This window comes from Sneathiella sp. (genome assembly GCF_041689005.1).
In the GTDB taxonomy this organism is placed as follows: Bacteria; Pseudomonadota; Alphaproteobacteria; order Sneathiellales; family Sneathiellaceae; genus Sneathiella.
In genome coordinates this window covers 1-20,184 of record NZ_JBDNHC010000124.1, presented here as the reverse complement: position 1 = coordinate 20,184, position 20,184 = coordinate 1, and the positions used below count along the sequence as shown (strand labels likewise).

18 protein-coding genes and 1 pseudogene are annotated in these 20,184 nt (G+C 51.4%); 15 read left to right on the top strand and 4 right to left on the bottom strand.

Annotated features, from left to right (window positions below):
• Nucleotides 1-27: 27 nt before the first annotated feature.
• Together trxA and ACESNI_RS13875 are read left to right on the top strand one after the other, a co-directional pair.
• Nucleotides 28-348 carry a thioredoxin TrxA gene (gene trxA / locus ACESNI_RS13880; protein ID WP_373087862.1) on the top strand — a complete coding sequence of 107 codons (321 nt, stop codon included), beginning with the start codon at nt 28-30 and terminating at the stop codon, nt 346-348.
• A 77-nt stretch (nt 349-425) separates the two neighbouring features.
• A complete protein-coding gene (locus ACESNI_RS13875; RefSeq protein WP_373087860.1) occupies nt 426-1,307 on the top strand; it encodes an alpha/beta fold hydrolase in 882 nt (293 codons plus the stop codon).
• A gap of 3 nt (nt 1,308-1,310) precedes the next feature.
• Here the strand turns inward: ACESNI_RS13875 and ACESNI_RS13870 are convergent, their stop codons facing one another.
• Nucleotides 1,311-2,804, bottom strand: coding sequence for an AMP nucleosidase (locus ACESNI_RS13870; RefSeq protein ID WP_373087858.1), 1,494 nt, complete (start codon nt 2,802-2,804; stop codon nt 1,311-1,313).
• A gap of 124 nt (nt 2,805-2,928) precedes the next feature.
• On the opposite strand from ACESNI_RS13870, the gene ACESNI_RS13865 reads away from it, so the two are divergent.
• Both ACESNI_RS13865 and ACESNI_RS13860 read left to right on the top strand, forming a co-directional pair.
• Nucleotides 2,929-3,888: a tRNA dihydrouridine synthase gene (locus tag ACESNI_RS13865; RefSeq protein ID WP_373087948.1), complete on the top strand. Its 960-nt coding sequence runs from the start codon at nt 2,929-2,931 to the stop codon at nt 3,886-3,888.
• A 23-nt stretch (nt 3,889-3,911) separates the two neighbouring features.
• Nucleotides 3,912-4,454 (top strand): hypothetical protein, encoded by a 543-nt coding sequence (locus tag ACESNI_RS13860; RefSeq protein WP_373087856.1) that lies wholly within the window; start codon nt 3,912-3,914, stop codon nt 4,452-4,454.
• Nucleotides 4,455-4,457: 3 nt separating this feature from the next.
• Here the strand turns inward: ACESNI_RS13860 and ACESNI_RS13855 are convergent, their stop codons facing one another.
• Nucleotides 4,458-4,826: a VanZ family protein gene (locus ACESNI_RS13855; protein WP_373087853.1), complete on the bottom strand. Its 369-nt coding sequence runs from the start codon at nt 4,824-4,826 to the stop codon at nt 4,458-4,460.
• Between the two features lie 186 nt (nt 4,827-5,012).
• Between ACESNI_RS13855 and ACESNI_RS13850 the strand changes: the two genes are divergently transcribed.
• From ACESNI_RS13850 to ACESNI_RS13805, 10 genes are all read left to right on the top strand, one after another.
• Nucleotides 5,013-6,467: an undecaprenyl-phosphate glucose phosphotransferase gene (locus ACESNI_RS13850; protein WP_373087851.1), complete on the top strand. Its 1,455-nt coding sequence runs from the start codon at nt 5,013-5,015 to the stop codon at nt 6,465-6,467.
• A 332-nt stretch (nt 6,468-6,799) separates the two neighbouring features.
• Nucleotides 6,800-8,449 (top strand): lipopolysaccharide biosynthesis protein, encoded by a 1,650-nt coding sequence (locus ACESNI_RS13845; protein WP_373087849.1) that lies wholly within the window; start codon nt 6,800-6,802, stop codon nt 8,447-8,449.
• Between the two features lie 9 nt (nt 8,450-8,458).
• Nucleotides 8,459-9,280, top strand: a complete 822-nt coding sequence (locus ACESNI_RS13840) for a CpsD/CapB family tyrosine-protein kinase (RefSeq protein WP_373087846.1) — start codon at nt 8,459-8,461, stop codon at nt 9,278-9,280.
• A gap of 84 nt (nt 9,281-9,364) precedes the next feature.
• A complete protein-coding gene (xrtD, locus tag ACESNI_RS13835; RefSeq protein WP_373087844.1) occupies nt 9,365-10,906 on the top strand; it encodes a VPLPA-CTERM-specific exosortase XrtD in 1,542 nt (513 codons plus the stop codon).
• A 37-nt stretch (nt 10,907-10,943) separates the two neighbouring features.
• Entirely contained in the window at nt 10,944-12,257 is a 1,314-nt protein-coding gene (locus ACESNI_RS13830) for a polysaccharide pyruvyl transferase family protein (RefSeq protein ID WP_373087842.1), read from the top strand.
• 26 nt (nt 12,258-12,283) lie between these two features.
• Complete coding sequence (locus ACESNI_RS13825; RefSeq protein WP_373087839.1) at nt 12,284-13,723, top strand: oligosaccharide flippase family protein; 1,440 nt, start codon at nt 12,284-12,286, stop codon at nt 13,721-13,723.
• Between the two features lie 30 nt (nt 13,724-13,753).
• Complete coding sequence (locus ACESNI_RS13820; protein ID WP_373087837.1) at nt 13,754-14,500, top strand: CatB-related O-acetyltransferase; 747 nt, start codon at nt 13,754-13,756, stop codon at nt 14,498-14,500.
• Between the two features lie 262 nt (nt 14,501-14,762).
• Nucleotides 14,763-15,821: a Coenzyme F420 hydrogenase/dehydrogenase, beta subunit C-terminal domain gene (locus tag ACESNI_RS13815; protein WP_373087835.1), complete on the top strand. Its 1,059-nt coding sequence runs from the start codon at nt 14,763-14,765 to the stop codon at nt 15,819-15,821.
• A complete protein-coding gene (locus tag ACESNI_RS13810) occupies nt 15,821-17,191 on the top strand; it encodes a hypothetical protein (protein ID WP_373087832.1) in 1,371 nt (456 codons plus the stop codon). The genes ACESNI_RS13815 and ACESNI_RS13810 overlap by 1 nt, the downstream gene beginning before the upstream one ends.
• Complete coding sequence (locus tag ACESNI_RS13805) at nt 17,184-17,858, top strand: class I SAM-dependent methyltransferase (protein ID WP_373087830.1); 675 nt, start codon at nt 17,184-17,186, stop codon at nt 17,856-17,858. Before ACESNI_RS13810 ends, ACESNI_RS13805 begins: the two co-directional genes overlap by 8 nt.
• A 195-nt stretch (nt 17,859-18,053) precedes the next feature.
• On the opposite strand, the gene ACESNI_RS13800 is transcribed toward ACESNI_RS13805, so the two are convergent.
• Nucleotides 18,054-19,475, bottom strand: coding sequence for a right-handed parallel beta-helix repeat-containing protein (locus tag ACESNI_RS13800; protein WP_373087827.1), 1,422 nt, complete (start codon nt 19,473-19,475; stop codon nt 18,054-18,056).
• A gap of 75 nt (nt 19,476-19,550) precedes the next feature.
• Here ACESNI_RS13800 and ACESNI_RS13795 point away from each other — a divergent pair, with 75 nt between their 5' ends.
• Nucleotides 19,551-19,877, top strand: coding sequence for a hypothetical protein (locus ACESNI_RS13795; protein WP_373087825.1), 327 nt, complete (start codon nt 19,551-19,553; stop codon nt 19,875-19,877).
• A 114-nt stretch (nt 19,878-19,991) separates the two neighbouring features.
• On the opposite strand, the pseudogene ACESNI_RS13790 reads toward ACESNI_RS13795, so the two are convergent.
• A pseudogene (locus tag ACESNI_RS13790) lies at nt 19,992-20,184 on the bottom strand (hypothetical protein); the annotation flags it as partial.

Below are 20,184 nucleotides of genomic sequence, written 5' to 3'. Positions count from 1 at the left end.
AGAGTTTAGCCTGAAAATGAGGATATTATGACCACTACGAAAGTCACCGACAGTTCCTTCAAGGACGATGTATTAGATGCCTCTGGCCTTGTTCTGGTCGATTTCTGGGCCGAATGGTGCGGTCCGTGCAAGCAGATTGCACCGGCACTTGACGAAATATCCCAGGAAATGAACGGGTCGTTGAAGATCGCCAAGATCAATATTGACGAGAATCAGAATACACCGACGAAATATGGTGTGCGTGGTATTCCGACCCTGATGCTGTTCAAGGACGGGGAAATTGCCGCGACCAAGGTTGGCGCCTCGCCAAAAAGCGCGATCGAGGACTGGATCAAGTCAGCGAGCTAGATAAAATGTAATCTGTTACAGGGAAGCGGGCCTTTTTGGTCCGCTTTTTTGTGACCCGCACTCAAGAGAAATCACTTATGGCAAACCTGATTAGTAACGGGCTGTCCCTTGAATATGAAACCTTTGGCGATGCCACCGATCCGGCGGTTGTCCTGATCACCGGGCTCGGCTTGCAGCTTGTCGACTGGCCGGTCCCGTTTTGTGAGCGGCTGGCCGCGGCGGGGTATTATGTGGTCCGGTTCGACAACCGCGATATTGGCCTGTCGCAGAAGCTGGACGATAAGGGCGTTCCTGATCTTCGTGCCATTTTGAAGCAGCTCGCCGCCGGGGAGGTTCCCGCACTCCCCTATGATTTACACGATATGGCCGACGACGTTGCCGGATTGATGGAAGGCCTTTCAATCGAAGCCGCGCATATTGTCGGCATGTCCATGGGCGGCATGATCGGCCAATTGATGGCGATTTTTCATGGCGACCGGGTTCTGTCGCTGACTTCGATAAGTTCCTCCAGCAGTGACCGGTACCTGCCGCCCCCCGCGGCAAACACGGTGCTGATGTCTGCGCCGGCCAGCCAGGATATGGAGGCCGTGGTCGCCTTCGGTCTGGAGGTCAATGACGTGATCGGCAGTCCCGGGTTCCGCTGGGACCGGGAGGCGCTAACGGCGCATATCCGCGCCTGTGTCGCGCGCTGTTACTGTCCGGCTGGCTATATGCGGCAATATACCGCCGTGCAGGCATCAAATGTACGCCGGTTGGGTCTGGAGGGCATCACCGCCCCGACGTTGGTTATTCATGGCGAGGATGACCTGCTGGTCCCGCCGGAAGCCGGAGAGGAGACGGCGGAGCTTATTCCGTCCGCCCGCTTTGAGTTGGTCGACGGCATGGGACACGATTTGTCGCCAGCGCTGTGCGACCATCTGGCAGGTCTGATCCTCACGCATCTTGACGCCACCCGCTGACGGTTAGCGGAAAGCCGGTTCGTCAAAACTGCGAAGTTTGCGCGAATGCAGGCTCTCGACGCCGCTTTTGCGGAGGTGTCGAAGGGTATCAATGCCGATATGCAGATGCTTGGCAGTTCGCCCCTCATAGAATTTATTGGCCATGCCGGGCAGCTTAATCTCGCCATGGATCGGCTTGTCAGAGACACAGAGCAGGGTGCCATAGGGCACGCGGAAGCGGAAACCGTTGGCGGCGATGGTCGCCGATTCCATGTCGACGGCAATGGCCCGCGTCTGGTTAAAGCGGACGGCCAGTTCCTTGTGGCGCAATTCCCAGTCGCGATCATCGGTCGTATAGACGGTACCGGTACGGAAATGCTCCTTAAGTGCCGCCGCCTCGGTTGAAATATCCGCCGAGCGGGCCACGGCCTCAGTCAGGGCGACCTGGATTTCAGCGATGGCGGGCAGCGGAACCGAGGGATGGATATCCCCGTCCAGTACATGATCCTCGCGGACATAGGCATGGGCAAGGACGAAATCACCGAGGCGCTGGGTCCGTCTCAGGCCGCCGCAATGACCGACCATAAGCCAGCAATGCGGCCTGAGCACGGCGATATGATCGGTGATCGTCTTGGCATTTGACGGGCCGACGCCGATATTGACGAGAGTGATGCCCATATGCTTCTCATGCACCAGGTGATACGCGGGCATCTGCGGCAGATGCGAGGGCGCTAGCCCCGAAGCCGGGCCGCCCGTCAGCTTGCCGTTGGTGGTGATGACATTGCCCGGCTCGACAAAAGCCTGGTATTCATCGCCATTGAGCACCTGGTCCTTGCTGTAATCGATGAACTCGTCGACATAGCGCTGATAGTTGGTGAACAGCACGAAGCGCTGGAAATGCTCCGGCGTCGTGCCGGTATAATGCGAAAGCCGGAGTAGTGAATAATCGACCCGTGCCGCCGTAAACAGGGAAAGCGGCCGCGGCTCCGCCCCGCTCGGGACAAATGTGCCGTTGGCGATGCTGTCGTTGATATTGGCAAGTTCGGGCATGAAGAATATATTCTGCAGGGCCCGCATGTCATCGGCGGTCACGTCGGCAGACGCGGATTCGATCACAAACGGCAGCGGCATCGGCTTGTCGCTCAGTCCGACAGAGACCGAGCGGCGGTGATTCTTGAGAATGAGCTCGATCTGCTCCTTGTAGTAGCTTTCAAAAAGGTCGGGCTGTGTCAGCGTGGTGCCAAAGGTTCCGGCCGCATCGAGATTGCCATAGGCACGGCGCGTGTTCAGGTTAATATCGCTGGACTCGACCGTCAGGCCGACATAGGGATAATAGGCTGTATCGGCAGGGCTGGACTTGTCGCCTTTTTCAAAGGCGGCAAAGCGGTTTTTCACCTTGGCGATATTTTCGTCGTAGAGGGATTTGAGATACTCGAAGGCGCCTGCCGCGTCGTTGAATTCCTGTAACAGCGTAACGTTTCCGTGGTTCTGGTCCGTGGCGGACAGAAATTCATTCATTTGCGGCTTCCTTTTGCTGCGAACTGCCCCTATGACAGTTCAAATATTTTAATCCTTTTTATATGCTGTCTATTTACCACTAAAATATGTCAGGACAAATAGGGGAAAGAAAAAAGTGCCGAGCATGACACTCGCCCCCATGGAAGGGGTTGTCGACGTCTATATGCGCGACCTGCTGACCCGGATCGGCGGGTTTGACCTCTGCGTGTCGGAATTCGTCCGTGTCAGCCGCCACCTGTTCCCGGCCTCGGTCTTTCATCAATATTGCCCGGAGCTTAAAACCGGAGGAAAAACCGCGGCGGGGGTCCCGGTCCATGTCCAGATTATGGGCGGGGAGGCACAGGTAATGGCGGAAAACGCGGCCCTCGTTGCCAGTCTCGGCGCGCCTGGTATTGATATCAACTTCGGCTGTCCGGCGAAAACCGTCAACCGCCATGATGCGGGGGCGACCCTGCTGCAATGGCCCGAACGGCTGCATGACATTGTCGCCGCCGTGCGCGGTGCTGTACCAGCGGACATTCCGGTGAGCGCCAAAATCCGGCTCGGCTTTTCGGATAAGTCCCGCGCGCTTGAAAATGCCCTCGCCATTGCCGAGGCCGGGGCCGCCAAGCTGACGGTTCATGCGCGCACCAAGATGGAAGGCTATCGCCCGCCAGCGCATTGGGAGTATCTGCGGCCGATCGCGGAGACCCTGTCGATCCCCGTAGTGGCGAATGGCGAGATCTGGACGGTGGCGGATTACCTGAGCTGCCGCGAGATCAGCGGCTGTGCCGATGTGATGATCGGCCGCGGCGTAATTGCCCGACCAAGCCTGGCGCTCGAAATTGCCGCACTGCAAAATAGCCCGTCTGCCAATGCCGCGTTCGACTGGCCAAAAATTCTGAAACTTATTGGTGACTATCACCGTTTAATCGAGAGTATGGCTAGCGGAAGCCGTCAGGCGGGGCGTCTGAAACAATGGACTAAGCTTCTGGGACGCACCTATTGCGAATCAACGGATCTGTTCACCTCCATCCGGCGAATGGAGGATCCGGCGGATATTCTCCGTGAAGTGGAACAGCGGCTGGGGTATGTTGAGGCTTGAGTGCAACGCGGGGGAATGCGTGAATGCGAGTTGAGGGGTTAAGACGGGCGGGGTCCGAGAGGGTAAGGGTTTCTGTCCTTGCGGTTCTTGTCGCATTTGCCCTGGCAAGCTGCACCGCCCCATCGCCACCACCGCCGTCCGGTGTGCCGCTTCATCAGGCGCTCTACAAGTCGACGGGGTATCAACTTGGTGACACCACAGGCGGCGAAGGCGGGGGCGGCCTTGGCAATTGCGCGGCAGAGAGCAGATACGGAAAGTCTGTAAACGCGCCGGTTTTACTGCTTATCTGTGTCTATCAGCCTGCAAATGCGGCGGATCGGGTCACCTACCGGGTGAATTACACGTCGCCCACCGCAGGCCACAGGGTCTGGAAAATATCTGCGACCTATCCGGACAAGCGGCTGCAGGACCTTGGTTTTGTGGATGATTTTGAAGGAAAATACGGACCGCCACATAAACTGACGGCACCGCTCACACTGACCTGGCAGCTTGAGCAGGCCTATCTGGAACTGCGGGAAGACCGATATGGTGCACATATGCAACTTTGGGATCGAAGTTTGAGATAATTGTCACGGACGGGCGTGAGCCTGCTGCCAGCGGAGCAGGATAAATGTTATACTTATGCCCGTCAGGATGCCGGACAAATTGGCAAGCATATCAAGGACCTCGAAATCACGGCCCGTGTATGGTTGCAAGAATTCGATCAGGACGCTGATAAAAAATGTTACAATGCACATGTGAATTCGCCGCTTCCAGTCCCGTCCCGCCTGACAGGCAGCGAACGCGAGGAGGGCATAGCAGATGAAATGCCTTATTTTATCCGAGGCGAAATGGGACAGGGGAAGGTTCTGGCCCGGCGGCATAAGGGACAGGATGATCACTGCGATCATTCCAGCGGCCCAGATGAAATAGGCTATTCGGATGTTTTGTAAGGACATTTTGCTGCCATAAGGTTCCATTATTAGGTAATCGATTTATAAAATTTTAACGTAATACATTGTAAATTGTCATAAGCGATGTGCGATTTGTAATATTTTCCTCGAATGTCGGCAACAAAGTCTTTTCCGGATGGACCCGCACGGCATATTTGACGCTTTTTAATCCGGCATTTTTGGAGAGATTTTTTGAACAAGATCCCGGACAGAAATTTGAATATCCAGCAAGTGAGTATCAAGGGAGGTTATCCCTTATCCTCGCGCGTGTTATCGACGATATTCAGTTTTTTGGACGCCTGCCTGATCCTGCTTGTCGGGATCGTGAGCTATCACCTTCTCATCGGGACAAGCCTGGGTTTGCATGATAATTACCTGTTCGCCATCTGCTTTATCTGGATCACCTTCTTTTTTCTCGGCCGGTATGCTGGCATTTATTCGTTCTCGACGATCCTGGCGCCGCTGACCAATTTCCCAAAGCTGGCAGTAGTCTGCCTGACCACCTTCATGCTGCTGCTGGCCGTCGCCTTTTCGCTGAAGGTCTCAAACGAGTTCTCGCGGGTATGGATGTATAGTTTTGGCGCAGCAACATTCATCGTCATTCTGTCCTATCGCCTGATCGGCTTCCTGGTGATCAACTATCTTGCAAGCCGGGGAATTTGCACACGCAATGTCGTTGTCCTTGGTGGCGGCAAGCAGACGGAGCGCCTGCTCAAACAACTGAGCAACGAAAAGCCCGCCATTAACAAGATCGTTGGCATTTTTGATGACCGGATCGAACGTGTCGGGCCGACTGTCGGGGGACATCTGCTGCTCGGCAATATCGACGCGCTGATCAAATTTGTCCGCACAAATCATGTTGACGATATCATTGTCGCCCTGCCGTGGAATGCGGATGAGCGCCAGATAGAGATCGTCAGCCGCCTCCGCGAGCTGCCGGCGCATGTCCATCTGGTCTCCGACCTCGTCGGGTTCCGTTTCCCCTACCAACCCTCTCCCAATCATTTTGGCGGCGTGCCGATGATTGAGGTGGTGGATTCGCCCCTGTCCGGCTTTAAAATCGCCATCAAGGCGCTGGAGGATCGTATTCTCGGCAGCTTGCTGCTCGTGGCCTTTTCGCCGGTGTTGCTGTTGGTGGCGCTGGCGATCCGTCTGGAAAGCAAGGGACCGATCCTGTTCCGGCAGAAACGTTATGGCTATAACAACCAGATCTTCGAGATTTATAAATTTCGCTCCATGTATCATGATGGGAAACAGCGGCCGGTGACGGTTCAGGCCTCCAAGGATGACCCGCGCATTACCCGCGTTGGCAAATTTATCCGCCGTACCAGTCTCGATGAGCTGCCACAACTCTTCAACGTTGTTTCCGGGTGCATGTCGCTCGTCGGGCCGCGACCGCATGCCGTGGATCATAACGAGGAATATTCAGAATTGATCGATGGATATTTTGCCCGCCACAAGGTTAAGCCGGGAATTACGGGTTGGGCGCAGGTCAAAGGATTTCGGGGGGAGACGGATACGCTCGAAAAAATGGAAGCGCGGGTAAACTATGACACTTATTATGTCGAGAACTGGTCGCTGTTCTTTGATTTGCAGATTTTGGCGATGACGGCGTTTGTTGGCTTCATTAATAAAAATGCGTATTAACGGCTCAGGAGGTCAAATTTCGTATGGCCTTGTGGACGCAAACAGGCCGGACAAGTATAATTTTCCCCGGTTTCTGATTTCGATAATCTATGTTAAACACCAAATTATGTATTTTGTCGTTCTTTCTGTTTTTCAAGCACGGAAAATTTGCCGCAATATTGTCCCTTTGTATATGTACCAACCATTCCTTAACCCTTTGTGCGTAAAAAGATCTATTATATTGGGAAGTGACTTGGATCGCCGCAAAACTGTACCATATGGACGGTTTGCGGAATTTGAATTGTGTAACATTTTGTTTTTAAATCCGTTGATGAATGAATTAGAGCGTAAGAATGACCGATTACACGTTACCTGAAGAAGATGAGGCGTCGTCGTTTGATGTTGGCCGTATTGTGTCGGCGGCCAGGCGGCGCTTTCTGTTTTTTCTCATTCCATTCATCCTTATCCTGATCGGAAGCGTCGCGGTAATCCTGATTTTACCGCAGAAATATCAATCCGTCGGCACCATCCTCGTTGAGACGCAGCAGATCCCGACGGAACTGGTTCAATCATCCGTTACGACTGACCCCAATCAGCGGATCACAATAATCCAGCAACGCGTGATGACGCGGCGAAACCTGCTGCAAATCATCGATAAATATGACGTTTTTGGCGAGGATCGGAAATTGCTGCCCGTCTCCGAACTCATTCAGCGCATGCAACGCCAGATATCCATCAACGTCATCACCTCGGATGTTTCAGGTAGCAGCAGTCGGCGGGGAACGACAACAATCGCCTTTTCGCTGGGGTTTGAGCATGAAAACCCCCAGATCGCTTCTCAGGTCGCGAATGAGCTTGTCACCCTGTTTCTGAGTGAGAATGTGAGAACCAGAACGGCGCGAGCCTCTGAAACCACCGCTTTCCTGAATAATGAAACGGAGAAAATGCAGGCGCAGCTCACTGAAATCGAAGGTAAGATTGCCGCTTATAAGCAGGAACACGGGGATGCCCTGCCGGAACATCTCGATCTGCGGCTGAAAATGCTGGAACGCGCAGAATTGGAAGAGCGGGACCTTAATCGCGACATTCGCTCGCTTGAGGAAGAAAAACGCTACCTCCAGATTGAACTGACCTCGGCAAGATCGGGCAGAAATGTCGCCGGCTCCACTGTTCAAAAAACCGAACTTGAGCAAAATATCGAAAGCCTGAAGAAAGCCTTGCTCAATGCCTCGACCCGGCTGACAGATTCGCATCCCGACATTATTTCATTGAAAAAGCGTATCGCCGCGCTCGAAGAACAACAGGCACAAGAGGATGCGGCGGCGCTGGCGGCGTCAGGAAAATCGTCCACCGATCCGGCCTACAACCCGTTGATCGAAAAGCTGCAACTGCAGATCAGGGGCACAGACGAGAAGATGGCGGAGGCTCGCAAGCAGATTATCGCGGCCAAAAAGAAACAGGAAGAGCTTGAAGCCATCATTATTGAAATTCCGCAGGTTGAGCGTGGCCTGAGTGTGCTCAATCGGAACTACAGGGAAGCGCTCGAAAAATTCAATAATATGGAAGCGAAGCAGGCGCAGGCGCAGCTTTCGCAGAATCTCGAAGAAGGGAAAAAGGCGGAACGATTTGTGCTGCTTGAACCGCCCGTCGTTCCGACGGAGCCCATATCCCCGAACAGAAAGAAGATATTGGGTCTCGGCGGTGCGGCCGGTCTGGCATTCGGTGTCGGCTGTATTTTCCTGGTCGAGCTTCTGGACCGGCGAATTCGAAGTGCATCGGAACTTGAAGCCGTACTCAAGCATCCACCGATTGTCTCGATCCCCTATATTCATACTCTGGCGGAAGCGGGGAAGCATCGCCACAAGGTTTACCTGTATATCGCCATACCCATTGTCGTGATTATCATGATGCTTGCGGCCGTTCATTTCCTGTATCAGCCATTGGACACCCTGTTTTACCGGGGCTGGGTCGCCATCAATAAACTTATAGTTACATTATTCTAGGGGATCGACGTGGAACGTATCAAAGAAGCGATTGCCAGAGCCAAGGAAAAGCAGTCAGGCGCCTCGGTGTCACGGTTGCGGGATCCGGAAATGCCGGCCGGTGTCGACGAGATCGATATTGTAGAGTCGCCGATCGTCTATAACGAGACGCGGGTGGTCGATCTTGATCCGGCGCATTTGGAAAAGAACCGCATCATTACACTCGATAATGAGGATCCCAATTCGATCAGCTTTGATATCCTGAGAACCCAGGTTCTGGCGAAAATGGAGGCCAATAACTGGCGGACGCTGGCCATTACCTCGCCGACGCCGGAATGCGGGAAAACGGTTGTTGCTATCAATCTGGCGGTCAGTATTGCCAAGCAGACAGATTATACGGCCTTGTTGGTGGATTTTGACTTGCGGCGTCCGCGTGTCGCTCACTATCTCGGTCTGCCTGATGAAAATACCTTTGCCGATTATCTCGACGACAAGATCGAGTTTGCGGACGCCCTGGTAAATCCCAGCGTCCCGCGGTTTGTCGTTTTACCGAACCATCGGCCGATCAAGAAATCTACGGAAATCCTGACGTCGCGCAAAATCAAGAAGCTGGTCTCTGATTTGCGGGATCGCTATGAAAAGCGAATTTGTATTTTTGATTTACCGCCCTTGAAGGCGACGGACGATGCGATCGCCTTTATCCCTCAGGTTGATTGTGTGTTGATGATCGTCTCAAGCGGGGAAACCAAGCCCGCCGATGTCAAGGAATGCCGCCGGCAGCTTCAATCGGCGAACCTGCTGGGTGTTGTTCTGAACAAGTCGGAGGAAGTTTCCAAGGCCTATTATTACTAGAGTAAGAACAGGTAAAAACCGGGAACATAATGTAAGCATATTTTCGGCCTAGATTTCGGTGCCGACAACAAGAGATTAGAGCAAATGGATTTAGTGTTACAACGGGTTGGCTGGACGAGAATACTACTGGCTATTTTGCTAGGCGCGATTCTCATTCTTTACATTCCGGACGGCGAAATCCTGTGGGCCGACTGGATGAACATGGAAGAGTTCAGTCATGGTCCTTTGATGCTTGCCGTATCGCTGTACCTGCTCTGGGCGCGCCGGGCACTTCTTGACTCAAACGACAGCCGCGGAAACTGGCTCGGGGTGTTCTGTTGCCTGCTGGCCGGATTTGTTTATGCGCTGGCCGTTAAGGCGGGGATCGAGAATGTTCGCCATCTAAGCCTATTCCTTATGATACTGGGTTTGTTCCTGATTTTCGGGGGTCTCACTTATGGCCGCTATATCTTGCCCTCTCTTGTGTTGCTGCCATTCGTTGTTCCGCCACCCGCATTTCTGAACGCCAACCTGACTTACGGACTGCAACTTTTATCGACGGATATGAGTGTGAGCATGCTGCGCGCGGTAGGCCTGTCGGTTTTCCAGGACGGTAACATCATCGACATGGGAACCATCAAGCTGGCAGTTGTCGAGGCTTGCGCGGGCCTTCGTTATCTTTACCCGATGATCGGCCTCGGCGTGCTGGCGGCGATGCTGTTTGATATCCCGCTGTGGAAGCGCGGCTTGTTCGTCGTTCTGGCGGCGGTCGTTTCCGTCATCATGAACAGCGTGCGGATTTTCCTCACTGGCGCTTTCGCCGAATGGAGTGACACCCAGGTTTCCGACGGCTTCTTTCACCTTTTCGAGGGCTGGGTGTTCTTCCTGTTTTCTTTCGTGGTGATGCTCATTATCTGTTACCTGACCATGACAAAGAAAGAAAAGGCCACCGCCGGCGGCGGCGTTCTCAAGGTTTCGGTAAATGAGAACGTAAAATCATCCAGGGGCACACCGTTCGGTCCGATTATGGGCGCGGCGGCTATCTGCATTATCCTGGTTCCCCTCGTTATCACCTTACGCTCGATCGAGCCGGAAATTCCCGATCGGCGGCCGTTTACGACATTTCCGCTTAAAATCGACAACATGATTGCCGAGGAAGATGTGTTGCCGGGCGTGGAGCAAACTATTCTTAATATGAGCGATTATTTTCTCGGCCATTATCGCGCCGACGGATTGCCGCCGGTGACATTGTTTATCGGATATTACGAGCAGCAGTCGGCGGGAAATACGCCGCATTCGCCGCGCGTATGCATCCCGTCAGGGGGCTGGGAAATTGAAAGCTTGACGGAAATTACGCTGAAAAATGGGACCCAACAGGTTCCAGTCAACCGTGTTCTGGTCACTCATGGCGAAGATAAGCTCCTCGTGTATTACTGGTTCCAGCAACGCGGTAAATATATTGCCAATGAATATAAGGCCAAGTTCAACCTGCTGTGGGGTGGTCTGACGTCGGCGCGGACAGACGGGGCTCTGGTGCGTCTGTCGATGCCGATCCGGTCGACCATGTCTGAGGTTCTGGCAGACAAAAAGCTGGCAAAATTCTCGGCGGACCTCTTTAAAATATTGCCTGAATATGTCCCTAATTAAGTTTTTAACTTAAGATTGATTGATAAGCAAAAGCCGCATGACAAAAAAAAATGCTCTCACCATCGGGTTGTTTGGTGCCGCTCCGGACACGACCAATATGGGCGTTTCGGCCCTGTTCTCATCGACGATTGAAGGCATGAGTAAGCTGTTGCCTGATGCGCGGTTCTGCGTTTTCGACAACGGTATCGGCAAACGCCAGGTTTCCTATGAATTCACGGAAACCGCCTGTATCGAAGTTGATCAGGTCGGCATGCGTGCCGGCCATCGCTATTATCTGCCAGAAAATATTACGACTATTGCACTGGCCTCGCGTTTTAACTCCTATGGGCGCTACCTGAATTCCGTGGTCCGGGAACTCGACAAATGCGATGTTGTGCTCGATATCTCGGGAGGGGATAGCTTCAGCGATATTTATGGCGTAAAACGGTTCTTGAGTGTCGTTCGTCCCAAGCTAATCACATTGCGGCGTCAAATTCCGTTAATTTTGCTGCCGCAGACATATGGCCCCTATAACAGCCCGAAATTGCGGCGGCTGGCCGTAAAGGCGGCCAAAGGCGCGGACATGGCTTGGGCGCGGGATCCGCACAGCTACGAAATTCTTAGAGGCATGCTCGGCGACGATTTTGACGAGCACAAACACCGAAGTGGCGTTGATTTTGCTTTTGCGCTTGGCATGAGAAGTGCCAAAGACTTGCTTGGACCGGAACTGAATGCCCTGCTGGCGCAGGAAAAAAATGGATCCCCGATAGTCGGGTTCAACGTCAGCGGACTTATTTATAATGATCCGGCAGCAGCCAAATCTCAATATCGATTTAAGGCGGATTACCGGGAAGTGGTTCAGGAATTCTGCAACTGGTTGCTGGCCTCCACCAACTCGACCCTGGTGATCATCCCCCATGTGATGAGCACTTCGGAAAGCTTTGAATCCGATTCAGGTGCCTCCGAGATGGTGGCGGAAAAGATTGCGCCGGAATTCAGGGACCGGTTCCATATTTCCCCGAATACACTGGATCAAAACCAGACCAAATGGCTGATTTCACAAATGGACTGGTTTTGCGGCACGAGAATGCATTCAGCCATTGCTGCGCTGTCAACCGGCGTTGCGGCCTCGGCAATTGCCTACAGCGACAAGACCAAAGGGGTGTTCGATACCTGTGGTCAGGTCGAGGAGGTTGTCGACCCCAGAATTCTTGATACGGCGGAAACCGTTGAACGGCTGAAAGCGTCATTTATGAGACGAGAAGATATAAAAAACTCACTCAAAAAGGCGCTTCCCCATTTGGAAGACCAGGTTGATCATCAGATGACAGCAATCGCAGGTCGCATTTTGAGTGTTACTGCAAACATTTAAACCAGAGAACTAGAAGGCGAAGTACCGTGTCTTATAGACATCACTTAAAAAGCGGCCTTCTTCTTTCGATTGGCGGCGCAACCGGGGCACTTAGCACGTTCGCCCGCAATATCATAATAGCCCGGCTCATCAGTGTGGAAGATTTCGGTATTGCCGCGACTTTCGGGATCACGATGGCCTTCATAGAAATGACAAGCGTTCTTGGTGTTGACCGCCTGATAGTGCAATCTCCCGAAGGGAATGAGCCCCGGTTGCAAGCGACAGTGCAGGCGTTTAATGTGCTTCGGGGCGCACTTCTTTCTCTCATCCTGTTCGCTATTGCCGGGCCCGTGGCAAATCTTTTTGAATTACCGGAAGTGGTTGGCGCCTTCCAATGGCTGGCCATTTTACCATTTATTCGCGGATTTGTTCATATGGACACCGCAAGAGCCCAGCGAGAAATGCGGTTTGCTCCGTCCGTCCTGACCGAGAACGGAGCCCAACTGCTGACGATGCTACTGGCAGCCCCGCTTGCAATCTATTTCAAAGATTACAGGGTAATGCTCTGGCTGATAACCATTCAGGTAATTGCAAATGTCATAATTTCGTTCCTGACGGCGAGCCGGAAATATCGTTGGGCATGGGATATGGCCGTGTTGCGCCATATATTTTCTTTTGGCTGGCCGTTAATGATTAACGGGTTTCTTTTGTTTGGCGTCTTTCAGGCGGACCGGGCAATTGTGGGCGCAGCTTTCAGTATGGAAGAACTTGGCTGGTTCAGTGCTGCCTTTACGCTCACGCTTTTTCCATCAATGGTTCTTGCGAGTATGTGTCAGTCATTTTTCATGCCGATGCTTTCCGCGGATCAACTCATTCCGGACAAGTTTCAATTTGGCGCCATAGCGACCATGAAGGCCTGTCTCCTGTTAGGGGTTCTTTTGTATGTGGGGCTTGCGCTTGCGGGACCGGCTCTTCTGTTGCTGCTTTTTGGACATCAGTATGCTGAAGCGACGTTAATCGTCGGGTGGCTGGCGTTAGTGCAAGGTATTAGGACGGTAAAATCAGGTCCCGTGATTGTCGCGATTTCCTGTGGCCAGACGAAGTTGCCATTATACGCGAATATGGTCAGGAGTACGGCGCTGGTATTAGCATTGATCGCGGTCTGGCAGGGTTGGGGGATCTTCGGAATTATCCTGAGTGGCATCATTGGAGAAACGTTATCCGTTATTTCTATTTTTATTCTTCTGCGTGTTAAACTTGGGATAAATTTATTGTTCATTTACAAATCCATTGTAATCTCTCTTTTGATTGCCGCTTCAACAATGGTTCTTGCGCTGAATTTTGTGACTGGGAAAAATCCGGCTTTTGAAATTGCCGGGTCGATAATCGCAGGTATTTGCGCCCTGGCAATATCTATGGCATTTGCAACGGACCTGTTGACGTGGCTAAAGAAAACAAACAAAGGGCAATCAAAAATACCTGTGTAATGTAAGAAGCGGGTCTTTGAATAGAATAATATGGACAATGTCTTCACGCTCGAAAAACTTGAACTGGCGCAGGCTAAAACTCGCAGTTCAAAATGCCGCTTTTCGCGTCAAATTCATTCAGCCTATAGAGTTGAGAGACTTCGACGGGTATGTATTGCCTTATGCAGCCGCTGTGAAGGAGGACGTTTTTTCTCCCAAACCTTGCGTGAGATACTAGCTACTTATCATGATGTGAAGGTTGGTCGTTATAGTTATGGTCCCTGTCTTGACGTTGGCGAAATGCCGCGGGGAACAACCGTGGGCTCCTATTGCTCCTTTGGCAGCGAGCTTAATATTTTTCGAAGAAACCACCCCGGATCGACACTAACGCAGCACCCGTTTTTTTATAACAGATATCTGGGTATCGTTGATGAGGATACTATACCCGCCGATGAGGATAATCCGCTTACCATCGGAAATGATGTTTGGATTGGAAGCCGGACGACGATTTTACCAGGCTGTAAACGTATTGGCGATGGGGCCATCATCGGGGCAAACTCTGTCGTTTCCAGAGATATCGAAGATTTTTCCATTAATGCTGGGAATCCTGCGAAGATGATAAGAAAGCGGTTTACGCCGGAAATAGAGGATCTGGTTCGTAAATCGAATTGGTGGGAGTTAAGCTTGCCAGAATTAATGGAGGCAGGCGACCTCCTTGTCAGTCCTCTCACGCTGGATGAATTGTTACCTTTTACGAGAAAACTCGAGACTTGCACCAGAGATACCGTCGGTTCGTGAAAATAACCCGGGTAACGATTGTTAAACAGGAATATTTATGAGTAGTGAGTTGAAATCCATCATGGACGTTGCCGAACGCCAATTATGTACGGGCTGCGGCATTTGCGGATTTTTGGAGCCGGACAGGTTCGAAATCGACGATGCGCCCGCGCTTGGGAGCCGCCCGTTTCTGCGTGAGGATCCGGCTAGTGAAACGGGGGTGGCCCTCAAGTCCTGTCCCGGGGCTAACCTCACTCACGATTTTGATAGGAATGCATCCTATTTGAAAAAAGAACTTATGGCCGGATGGGGCCCCGTCATTGAGGTTTGGGAGGGGTATGCGTGCGATCCATCTATTCGAAAAAGCGGCTCAAGTGGCGGAGCTGCAACGGCACTTGCTGATTTTACGCTTGCGAAAAAAGGGTTCAGCGGAGTTCTGCACACGAATGCGCGTAAAGATGTCCCCTATCTGAATGAAACCGTTTTAAGCAAGACGAGAGACGAGCTAATTTCTGCTACTGGTTCGCGTTATGCCCCTGCCAGTCCCTGCGATGGTCTAGAGCTTGTAATGGACGAAAAGCAGCCGATTACTTTTATTGGTAAGCCCTGTGATGTTGCGGCTGTGAGAAAAGCCATGAAAAGTAATTCGGAGCTTGCCCGGAAAATTGGCCTGACGATCGCCTTTTTCTGTGCCGGTACGCCATCGACAAAAGGAACGCTTGAATTACTTAAAAAGGCGGGGGTGCAGGATCCGTCGACAGTTCATAGCGTTCGATACCGTGGCAATGGTTGGCCGGGCATGTGGACGGTTCAGTATTCAACGGCGGCTGGTGAGGATGAATCCACTGAGATGACTTATGCGGAGTCGTGGGGATTCTTGCAAAAATATCGTCAATGGCGGTGTTATATATGTCCTGATCATACGGGCGAATTTGCGGATATTTCTGTCGGCGACCCATGGTACCGTGACGTGGAAGAAGGGGAGCCCGGGAAATCGCTAATTGTCGCCAGAACAGAAAAGGGCCGGGATTTTATACTCGAAGCTGAAAAATCCGGTTTTCTCATTCTTGAAAAAAGAGATACGACGCTGCTTCCGAAATCCCAGCCGAACCTGTTAGGGTCCAGGGGAAATATCTGGCCACGGTTGATTATCCTCAGATTGTTCGGTGCCGCTGTGCCAAAATATGTCGGGTTTACCTTTTTCCGTTTTTGGCGGGATGAGCTTACTTGGACGGAAAAACGACAATCAATAATTGGAACTATCGTGAGAGTATTTAAAAAGCGGCTGAATAAACGGATCGATATAAAAAGAACGGCCCACTTAGAGGATCGTCAGGACTGATGGTTGCCGTCACTCTATTTGTCGCGGCTATCTGTGGAATACTTGCCTTTATTTCAAGCCCAGGGAGAGCCCTAGGTATATTAATCGTCTCAATGATGATATGGCCGGAGTACCTCCGCATTCCGATGGGGCCGGCCGAAATGTCGGCCCCGCGTCTTGTCGCCCTTTTAATGCTGGCCCGCTTTATAATGCTGGGACGAAACCGGCGGATGAATTTTTGCTCTGTTGACTGGCTTGTCCTTTTACTCTGGATATGGACAATGTTCGCGTCGATAGTTGCGGGGTCAGAATCGGCGCAAATCACACGCATGATTGGACAGGGGTTCGATACGGTTCTCATGTATTTTGTCGCCCGGCTTGCTATCCTTTCAAGGGCGGATTTGAAGGCACTCGCCTTCCCGTTGTTTGCCATTGCTGTCTTCATGTGTGTCATGGGTTGGTCGGAAGCCATAACAGCTTACTCCCCCTACCAAGCGCTCGATAAATATAAAGGGTGGGTCTGGATTCCCAAGGATTTAGAGTTTCGTCTGGGGTTAATGCGGGCAAAAGCGAGTACGTCGGTTCATATCTTCTTTGGCATGGCCATGGCGGTCATTGCTGGGATAGCCTGGTCCTTACGGGCCGATCCGCGACTAAAGAAGACAGCCACATTAGGAGCCTTTTTTGCGGCACTTGGGGCCTTCTCCTCAATGTCGAGCGGACCTTGGCTCGCGGTAGCATTCCTCATTGTGTGTAACGCGTATATTTTGCGGCCCTCTCTTATCAAGCCGACACTGTATTCCATGGCCGTGGCCGCTATCTTCATTGAAATTGCATCGAATAGACATTTTTATAATCTTATTGATTATCTAGCCCTGAATTCAAGTACGGCCTGGTACCGAACAAAGCTGCTGGAAGTTGCTTTTTCTCAATGGCGCGACTATTGGCTAGTGGGAGTGGGTAGCAAATCAATACAATATTGGGGAAGCTTGCTTGACGGCAGGAACCATGTCGATCTGGTCAACCAATTTCTAGTCGTTGCGGTCAATGGTGGCATACCGGCCTCACTGATGTATATATTTTCTCATGTGAACGCAGTTCGGTTCGGAATAAACGCGAGAAAAAAATCTCAAGATCCAATCCAGCGGAAGTTGATTTTCTTCCTTGTCTCATCGCTGATTGCACTGGACATTTCGAGTATGTCCGTCGGACTATTTGGCCCACCCCTCTTGCTCGGAAATATCTTGTTAGGTGTTTTAACTAGCGCTGCCGTTTCCTGGCGCGAAGCTACAAACCGGCGCCCCAGGAAGTTGGAAAATTCGCCTATAGCAAGCCAAACGGCGGTCCGGATAAATAATTCATCTAATGTGGGAATTGGTAAAAATGTTTAACTTAAGATCCGCGACAGACGTTTCGAAGGCAAATTCGTTTTCCAACAAAATGCGACGCCGCCGTTTCGACATATTCAAGAAGCTGTATGACCAGATACCCAAGCCGGTAAAGATCATTGATATTGGTGGAACCGCGCAATTCTGGGAGCAGGTGGGGTTTGCCGGCCGAAGCGATGTCGATGTCGTTGCCATCAACCTAGCGGCTGGCGAGTCGGGTTTTGACAATATAAAAATTGTTAAGGGAGATGCTTGCAATCTGTCTGAATTTGGCGATCAGGAATTTGATATTGCCTTCAGCAATTCGGTGATCGAGCATTTATTTACGTTCGAAAATCAGCGGCGGATGGCGGAGGAGGTGCAGCGCGTCGCCAAGGCCTATTGGGTGCAGACGCCCAATTTCTGGTTCCCGATGGAGCCGCATTTTCATGTTCCGGGATGGCAATGGATGCCGCTGGCAATGTGCATCAGTCTTATTCAAAAACGCCGTTGCGGCTGGCGCGGTCCCTATACTAACCGGGAAGACGCAAAGCTGGCGGTGGAAGAGGTCCGGCTTATGACGCGATCTGAAATGAAGGAATTATTTCCGAAATCGCAAATTTGGGATGAGCCATTTTTCGGGTTGGTGAAATCCATCGTTGCCTATGACGGTTTTTCTGATCCGTCTTGAGCCATTAATCTGTACTTCAGGCTGCCGTCAGCTGAATAATCCTGACCAAGGCTGTTGGTAAATATTTATTCGCTCGTGCTGGAAAACTCGACCTATTCCGAACCAACCGAGTTAGAAAAGCAGCGATATTAACGCTGCCTTGGCCGGTCCCGCTGTGAGGAAAAACTAAGCAGGGCACAAGCACTGTATATTTAATTATTTTGCGGGAATGAGGCTGGGACCGACAGGCCTGTTCTGTGACCAATAACTGAAATCATAAGTTTTGAACAAATTAGTCGGCAGGTACGCGGAAATATTCTCCCCATTCGGTCTATCAACGGCATGTTTACTTTTTACAAACTGGAAAATTTCGTCGGCAATATCGTCGTCAACTTCGCCGCCCTCTTCCATGCTCCAGTGATATTTAGAGGACTGAGTCCAGCTAAGGGATGTGTAAAGATTGTTGGACACTTCCCAATCACGATACATGGGCTTTGAAGAAAACCCATCAATTATATTGTTTTTAACCACCGTATTGGATTCTCGGCCCGGAATTTGAAGCGCTTTTTTACGCTCCTCGGGAGCTAGGAAAAGGTTGTGGAGTATCACCACAGAGGAAAAATTCTTGCCCCAACTATTCACCCTGCCAAGAAAAATATTGTTCAATATCCATAGGTTTTCAGCTTCCCCCGGTTTGCCGGAACCATGATAGGTAAAGGCGCTGGGCGCATCCTCAATAATGTTATCCGCGACGAGTATATTCTTGTTTTTCAAATAGACGGACATGCCGTTGCCATGCCCACCATGAATAGAAGTTAGATAATTACCGGAAACTTCGACATTTTCCGTTTCTATCAGCCGGATACCGGTTCGCCCGATACGCTTGATAACATTTTTCCGGATTATAATATTCTTTGAATACCCAAACCGGATGCCCGAGTTTTTCTCGTTTTCCACGATCGTGTTATTTTCAATGACAGCATTTTCTACATGATGAAGCTGGATCGCGCCCACCCCTTCAGCGGATTTAAGGTGGCTGATCACATTATCCCGAACAACCAGGTTCTGGGTGTTCTTCTTGACATTGATGACGCCGGCGCCGGCCGCCCATCCCTTTAAGCCGCCAAAATAGTTGGTTATCTTAAAGCCTGTAATCGTAATGTTACTTTTGCCATTGATATTAAAACCAGCAGCCAGTTGGTTGACATGGAGTTTTTCTCGTTTGATCAAGGCCGAATCTTTAGGCCAGTAGAGAATGTTCCGGGCATTGTTATCAATTACATATTCCCCCGGCTGATCAATATCTGAAGGTCGGTTGAAGAAAGCGAAATAGGAGTCTCGGTCAGTGTAGGGTTTGTTGGAAACCGGTTCGAAATAAATTTTCCCGGAGCCCCCGTCGATTTTTTGGACCGGTCGCATTAATACGACATTGGGTTTCATCCAAATGCCGACCAATGCGCTTGACCAGTTTTCCGGGCGGAGATCCTTGAGATCACTGCCAATTGTAAGTGAACTTGATGTTAGTTCCTTACCAAAGCCGTCGATGACTGAATAATGCGCGATATCGTCAAACCAGAACGGATCGGGCTGGTTCGGTTCGCGCGCCAGCCACAGGCGTTCCTCCCCCAGAAAGACCACAGAGAGCGGATCGATTGGATCCTTCAGTTTCGATATATAGAGCTTTTGCCAATTCGGATTATCGTAGCAGGCCCTTTGGGAGGCGCAGGGCGCGAGGGCTACGTCCAATTCTTTGGCGCCGCTGATGGTCGCCCGTTTTTCACCCCAGGCGTTGCCGTTATAGGTTATGGGTTTGCCGGGCGCGCCGTCATCGGCAATAACGATATTGCCAAGATATTCAACGCCGCCCTTGAAATAAACCGTGTCCCCTGGTTGCAAACTGTAGTCGCCAGCGCGATCTGTCGCGTTTGGGTCCCCGGGGGCATGCTGCCAGGGCGCCTCTTTCGATATACCGTTATTCGAATCCTGACCGGTTTGAAAATCGATGTAAATATCCGACCCAAAGGCTATGCCGGGAAATAGCGAGAGAAAAAAGAGAGATACAAATATGTGGTTTTTAACTCGCAAATCAGAACCTCAATCTTTTTGGCGTGCCGGTATTACCGTATATATGTCATTTGTTCGAGTTTCATAATTCTATTGTCGAAACCCCACCGCCCCAATCGCATTGCGTACGGTAAGCACATGACATCCGAGTTCAAGCGCCTTAGAAACGGCATATTCCAGTAATTCAGGCGTTGTTCCCCATTCGGAAGGCGTTTTTTGGACGTCATGTGTATAGAAAATCGACCATCCACCCTTTTTGACAGTGTTTTCGATTGCGCAGAGT

Bases quoted from the DNA above. Each gene is read 5' to 3' on its own strand.
- trxA (WP_373087862.1), top strand. From the start codon at position 28: ATGACCACTACGAAAGTCACCGACAGTTCCTTCAAGGACGATGTATTA.
- ACESNI_RS13875 (WP_373087860.1), top strand. From the start codon at position 426: ATGGCAAACCTGATTAGTAACGGGCTGTCCCTTGAATATGAAACCTTT.
- ACESNI_RS13870 (WP_373087858.1), bottom strand. From the start codon at position 2,804: ATGAATGAATTTCTGTCCGCCACGGACCAGAACCACGGAAACGTTACG.
- ACESNI_RS13865 (WP_373087948.1), top strand. From the start codon at position 2,929: ATGACACTCGCCCCCATGGAAGGGGTTGTCGACGTCTATATGCGCGAC.
- ACESNI_RS13860 (WP_373087856.1), top strand. From the start codon at position 3,912: ATGCGAGTTGAGGGGTTAAGACGGGCGGGGTCCGAGAGGGTAAGGGTT.
- ACESNI_RS13855 (WP_373087853.1), bottom strand. From the start codon at position 4,826: ATGTCCTTACAAAACATCCGAATAGCCTATTTCATCTGGGCCGCTGGA.
- ACESNI_RS13845 (WP_373087849.1), top strand. From the start codon at position 6,800: ATGACCGATTACACGTTACCTGAAGAAGATGAGGCGTCGTCGTTTGAT.
- xrtD (WP_373087844.1), top strand. From the start codon at position 9,365: ATGGATTTAGTGTTACAACGGGTTGGCTGGACGAGAATACTACTGGCT.
- ACESNI_RS13830 (WP_373087842.1), top strand. From the start codon at position 10,944: ATGACAAAAAAAAATGCTCTCACCATCGGGTTGTTTGGTGCCGCTCCG.
- ACESNI_RS13820 (WP_373087837.1), top strand. From the start codon at position 13,754: ATGGACAATGTCTTCACGCTCGAAAAACTTGAACTGGCGCAGGCTAAA.
- ACESNI_RS13810 (WP_373087832.1), top strand. From the start codon at position 15,821: ATGGTTGCCGTCACTCTATTTGTCGCGGCTATCTGTGGAATACTTGCC.
- ACESNI_RS13805 (WP_373087830.1), top strand. From the start codon at position 17,184: ATGTTTAACTTAAGATCCGCGACAGACGTTTCGAAGGCAAATTCGTTT.